1 protein-coding gene is annotated in these 267 nt (G+C 39.7%); it reads right to left on the bottom strand.

Going from position 1 to position 267, the window contains the following annotated elements:
* On the bottom strand, nucleotides 1-267 hold a 267-nt coding region (locus tag FLQ44_RS14560), incomplete at both ends, for a HAMP domain-containing protein (RefSeq protein ID WP_147694985.1).

The following is a 267-nucleotide window of genomic DNA, read 5'->3' as shown; positions in this document are numbered from 1 at the left end:
AAAAACACCATCGATAATGCCTTGTAAGCGACCTTGTAAAATCGTCATTGGCGTTCTAAGTTCATGCGCAATTGCAGCATTCCAAACCTGAGCATTTTTAACTGAAATCTCAAGTTTTTGTGCCATATGATTAAAGTTATGCATCAATTCAGAAATTTCAGCAGAATGTATCTGGCGGTCATCTGCTCGTGCTGAAAGATCGCCTTGGCTTATTTTCTCAGCGGCTTCTGCTAAATAATTAATCGGCTTAATAAACCGTTGCGCAAG

This window comes from Vogesella mureinivorans, assembly GCF_007644035.1.
GTDB classification, from domain to species: domain Bacteria; phylum Pseudomonadota; class Gammaproteobacteria; order Burkholderiales; family Chromobacteriaceae; genus Vogesella; species Vogesella mureinivorans.
The sequence above is the reverse complement of the archived record's forward strand: the minus strand, read 5'-3'. Positions and strand labels throughout refer to the sequence as shown.